The sequence below is a fragment of the Sodalis-like endosymbiont of Proechinophthirus fluctus genome, assembly GCF_001602625.1.
Taxonomy (GTDB): domain Bacteria; phylum Pseudomonadota; class Gammaproteobacteria; order Enterobacterales; family Enterobacteriaceae.
In genome coordinates this window covers 105,259-110,593 of record NZ_LECR01000090.1, presented here as the reverse complement: position 1 = coordinate 110,593, position 5,335 = coordinate 105,259, and the positions used below count along the sequence as shown (strand labels likewise).

At 50.7% G+C, this 5,335-nt stretch carries 3 protein-coding genes and 3 pseudogenes; 4 read left to right on the top strand and 2 right to left on the bottom strand.

Annotated elements, in window-relative coordinates; translation table 11 throughout:
* Positions 1 to 1,249 (bottom strand): methionine--tRNA ligase (metG, locus tag BG74_RS18410; protein ID WP_439895730.1); only part of this gene is annotated, 1,249 nt, incomplete at its 3' end.
* A 215-nt stretch (positions 1,250 to 1,464) separates the two neighbouring features.
* Here metG and apbC point away from each other — a divergent pair.
* Positions 1,465 to 2,547, top strand: a pseudogene (apbC, locus tag BG74_RS09145) (iron-sulfur cluster carrier protein ApbC).
* Positions 2,548 to 2,674: 127 nt separating this feature from the next.
* Here apbC and BG74_RS09140 read toward each other — a convergent pair.
* Positions 2,675 to 3,343, bottom strand: a complete 669-nt coding sequence (locus BG74_RS09140; protein ID WP_066597998.1) for a phosphatase PAP2 family protein — start codon at positions 3,341 to 3,343, stop codon at positions 2,675 to 2,677.
* 287 nt (positions 3,344 to 3,630) lie between these two features.
* On the opposite strand from BG74_RS09140, the pseudogene udk reads away from it, so the two are divergent.
* The 3 genes and pseudogenes from udk to BG74_RS14455 all read left to right on the top strand — a co-directional run.
* Positions 3,631 to 4,250, top strand: a pseudogene (gene udk / locus BG74_RS11795) (uridine kinase).
* 84 nt (positions 4,251 to 4,334) lie between these two features.
* A pseudogene (dcd, locus tag BG74_RS14460) lies at positions 4,335 to 4,901 on the top strand (dCTP deaminase).
* Positions 4,902 to 4,946: 45 nt separating this feature from the next.
* The coding region (locus BG74_RS14455; protein ID WP_187202857.1) for an AsmA family protein at positions 4,947 to 5,335 on the top strand (389 nt) is incomplete at its 3' end.

Sequence of the window (5,335 nt, the reverse complement as noted above, 5' to 3'; positions counted from 1 at the left end):
ATGCCGGATCGGCCACCGTGGCCGCCAACTGGCCGTCAAAGTATTTATTGATAAAGCCCGCGTTACGTGAGGCCAGATTGACCACTTTATTCACAACATCAGTATTGACCCGCTGAACAAAATCTTCCATATTTAGGTCGATATCATCGATGCATGACGACAGTTTAGCGGCATAGTAATAACGCAGGCAGTCCGCATCCAGGTGCGCCAGATAGGTGCTGGCCCTGATAAACGTGCCGCGGGACTTGGACATCTTGGCGCCGTTGACGGTGACATGGCCATGGACAAATAAATTAGTCGGTTTGCGTAACTGACTTCCTTCCAGCATTGCCGGCCAGAATAGGCTGTGAAAATAGACAATGTCCTTGCCGATGAAATGGTAAAGATCAGCCTGGGAATTGACATCCCAGAACTCGTCAAAACTAAGGTCACTACGCTTTTGGCAAAGATTTTCAAATGCGCCCATATAGCCGATGGGCGCATCTAGCCAGACATAAAAATATTTGCCGGGCGCATCCGGTACTTCAAAGCCAAAATAGGGCGCGTCGCGGGAAATATCCCACTGTTGCAATCCTGATTCGAACCACTCCTGCATCTTATTGGTCACCTGCTCTTGCATCGCATTGGAGCGTATCCAGGAGCGCAGCATGTCGCTAAAGGCGGGCAAATCGAAGAAAAAATGTTCTGATTCCCGCATCACTGGTGTTGCGCCAGACACCGCCGATTTTGGATTGATGAGATCCGTCGGGTTATAGGTAGCGCCGCAGATCTCGCAGTTATCGCCGTGCTGATCGGGCGAATAGCATTTCGGACAGCTGCCTTTCACAAAACGATCGGGCAGGAACATGGCATTTTCTGGATCAAACAACTGGGAAATGGTCCGTGACTTGATATAACCGTTTTCTTTCAGACGCTGATAAATCAGCGTCGACAACTGGCGGTTCTCTTCGCTATGGGTAGAATGGTAGTTGTCATAACTGATGCCAAAGCCGGTAAAATCCATCTGATGCTCAAGATTCATTGCGTTAATCATCTCTTCCGGCGCTATACCCAATTGCTGTGCCTTAAGCATGATTGGTGTGCCGTGAGCATCATCGGCACAGATGAAATAAACCTGATGGCCGCGCATTCGCTGATAACGGACCCAGATATCCGCCTGTATATGCTCGAGCATATGGCCGAGATGGATGGAACCGTTAGCGTAAGGTAACGCGCAGGTTACCAACATTTTTTTCGCGATTTGAGTCATGGTAGGAGTTGGCTTTCGTTAAGTGTCATAAGAGCAGTCAATGGTAACCGATAGCGATGCCTCACGTAAATAAGCGGCAAGCGCGGGCGCTACAAGAGAATTTTTTTCTCTGCGGCCGATGAGCCCTGTTATGTTAAGGCTAATGGTTATTCATCCTCTGAACAGAACCCAAAGGAGATGAGATGAATCTTTTTGCTCAATAAACTATCCCATAGGTGCTGCGTGAGCAGATAAACCTCGTGCTGAGCGCCTTCAAACATCCGACGTTGAAGCGAGATTTGACCGCGTTAAAAGCATTGCATCATAACGCGCTGCTTGTTGACGGCACACTGCATATCGAGCTCGTCATGCCGTTTGCTTGGCAAAGTAGTTTCGAGGAGTTTCAGGAAAGCACCAGTGCCGCACTGCTGCGTCTGACAGGGGCGCCATTGTCATCGACTGGAAGTTGATACAAAATATCGCCACGATGAAGCGGGTAAAGGATCAGGCTGGCTTTAGCGGCATGGATCATGCTGGTGTTAGCAGCGTGCGCAATTTAATTGCCGTCAGCTCCAGCAAAGGAGGCGTAGGAAAATCCAGCACCGCCGTCAATCTGGCCCTGTAGCTGACAGAAGAAGGCGAACACGTTGGACTGCTGAACGCCGATATTTATGGCCCCTCTATTCCCACCATTCTGGGCATCACCCGCGAGCGCCTGACGTCGCCGGATGGACAGCATATGGCGCCGATTAATGGCCCACCGTCTGGCCACTAACTCTACCGGCATATGGTCACCTAGGGTAACACCATGGTTTAGTAGGGCGACCCATGGCCAGTAAAGCCCTATTGTAGTTACTCACCGATACGCTGTGCCAGAGCTGGATTATCTGATATTGGATATAACTCCCAGTATCGGCGATATCCAACTGACGTTGGCGAAAAATATCCTGGTAACTGGCGGCGTTGGTGGTGACAACGCCACAAGACACTGTGCTGGCCGACGCGTACAAAGGCATTGTAATGTTTACCAAAGTGGGAGTGTCGATATTCGGTATCATGGAAAATATGAGCATGCACATCTGCAGTCATTGGGGCCATCTCGAATCCATTTTCGGCTCCTGCAGCGCGGAAAAGCTCGCGGAGAAATACAATACCAGTTGCCCGTTACTTGGTCAACTGCTGTTGCATATCAGCCTGCGCGATGATCTGGATTGCGGCGAGCTCAACGGTCGTGAGCCTTCCAGAAAGCGACTTTACCGAAATCTATCGCAGCTAGTGGGGCCCGGGGTAGTAGCGCAGCTTTATTATGGCAGGGTTAGGTAATCTCGACAGAGATTGCCATTAAAGCCGTTTTATAACGGCTCCATAGGGAGGGAATAGGGAAATATGGGTTTTTATCGCTGCCTCGCTGCCTGATTCTCGACCTCAGCTCCCATCCCCGGGCATTTATCTTGCCGACGCCGGGCGCAAAGTCTGATCCGGCGTTAACGCCGGGCGCACGCGATGTAAATCCTCGCGGGTGTAGACTTTCGTGATCGGCGCCACGCTGAGGGCTATCTGCTCCAGCAGATTATGGGTTGGCGCTTTTTTACCCTGTACCAATAGCAGCAGCGGTAAAATAAGCATCGCCACGATCTGGCTGTTAGTCAGAAAACGGATACGCGTATGCAGGCTATACTGCAGCAGCAGGAAGGAACTGCTTATCAAGTAACCCAACGCCAGTCCAGATAGGACTTCAGACACTGAATGCGCCTGGATTATTAATCGTGAAACACCAATCACCAGCGCCAGCAGATAACCACCCACCACCGCCGCGGCGAGCTGCGGTGGACGCGCGTGGTTAAACAAGATCCAAAGCATCACCGGCCAGATACTGGCTGATAGTGCAGAATGACCGCTAAACCCTGTAAAATCATAAGTGCGGCTACCGATCCCCCAGCCCATAAAGGCCAACTTCGAGGCGCAAACGACACCGCCGGCGAGGCAGAATAGCACTAGCCATTGCCAACAGGCCTGGCGGGTATCAACTTTCAGTAGTAAAATCACGACGATTAATCCAGCGCAAGGCAGTAACAGCATGCTGTCGCCAAAAAAAGTAAACCAGTGCCAAGTCATGGGATCCTTCCAAAGATGAGGCCGACCGACGGCCGCGGACACGATAGGCAACTTTACACGTATGACAATAGCAACTCCAGTATGAATAGTCTTAAACTAGGAGATGCAAATGAGCGTACCGGCGGTAAAAAATATCTGCCCGAGTGTCGTGTGGTGCAGCAATAATGCTGGCGTGCGGTTGCCTAGTAGCACCCCATAATTTCCGCGTAGATTGTAGTCTCTCACCGCCGGAAATTTTTATATTATCAGGCCTTGGATCGTAGACTGACAAGCCCCACCAGTGCGTTATTATTAACATCGCCGGCGCATCGGCTTTAGGAAAAAGTCTTATCCCCATCGCGCTTTACCGGGAGTTGTGCGACTAGGTTGGCGATGAGCATATCGGTATCATTCTCGAAGACAGCTATGATAAAGATCAAAAAGCGGCATGACCATAACGGAACGTGTCAAAACCAATTACGACCACCCCAGCACTATGAATCATAACCTGCTATTTCAACATATCCAGATGCTGAAGTCGGGCTTGGCTATCGAGATGCCAGTCTACAGTTATGTAGAACATACCCGCAGTATTAAAACCATTCACCTGCAGACCAAAAAGTCATTATATTGGAAGGGATATTGTTATTGACCGGTTTACGTCTTACGCCTGCGCCAGGAGATGAATTTTTCTGTTTGTGGATACGCTGCTGAATATTTGCCTCATGCGCCGTATGAAAATTGACATCAACGAACGCAGACGTTCAATGGACTCCGTATAAAGTAATATTAGTGTACCATCCATCCGATATTTCTACAGTTTAATAAACTGTAGAAATAATACGCTGACATTGTTGTCCAGCGTGTCGATAAGAACCGGACTGCCATCGATATTCTAAAAGCGAAGATCAGTCAGTTTTTCGAATAATTCCCGTGTAGTATTTGATACCTGACCGGCTGCTGCCGACGTAGTGGAAACCCCCATATTTACGCCCTTATGGAGAGAAAAGCGATGAGACTGTGCGACCGTGATATGAGTCTGACTGGATGAAGGCCAACTGGCCATCTCGCAGCGCACGTAGCAAGAAAGGATTAACGGGGCCACGATAGATGTGCGTCTGGGCCAGGTCTTTCGGGGCCATGCCTCGGCGTATATCGGTATTCAACTACTAGCCGAATACAAATTCTTTTTTCTGCATCTGGGCGAGCTGGCGCTGGCGGGGCGATCCTGGAATTGGTCATATTACCCGATGATTTGGTTAGCTGGACGGGCGGCTCTCCTCTCCTCGCTGGCGCACCTGGGCCTGGTGATTGCCTAGGCCTGGTGATTTACGTGACCGCGCACCGGATCTCGATCCTGCGCGCACCGGATCTCGATCCTGACTGACAGGGTAGAATCGTACTGAAGTTCTATAATTCAGACAAGTTGCCGATGGCGTTGCATCCAGGCATGCTATAGGCGCCTTGAGTATTAAACCTCTGGGCGGGCCCCGCAGCCCGCCCCTATACAATAAGCCGCGAAGATGCCAAATACTGCAATCAGCAAGGCTCCGTAGCCAGTCAGATAGACAAGAACTGAATCGTCAGAGGCCTGTGGCATCGGGTAATAATAAAAGAGGACCGCATGAGAAGATTATTGACGACGCTATTCATTTTTCTGGTGGTGGCCGGGTTGATGGCCATGGTAGCGCTAATCAATCCCAATGATTTTCGCAGCTATATGATTACACAGGTGGAACAGCACAGCGGCTATCATTTGGCGCTGGAGGGAGATTTGCGCTGGCATGCCTGGCCGCAATTGAGCATTCTCGCTGGGCGTACGAAACTCACCGCCCCCGGAGCGTTGCTTCCTTTAGTCAGCGCGGAGAATATGCGTCTGGACGTGGCGTTGTGGCCTCTGTTGTCCCATGAGCTGTCGGTAAAACAGGTCATGTTGAAAGGGGCGGTCATTACGTTGACACCGGATAGCAGCACTGCCCGCCGTCCAGAGAATGCCCCCATGGCGCCGGCGGG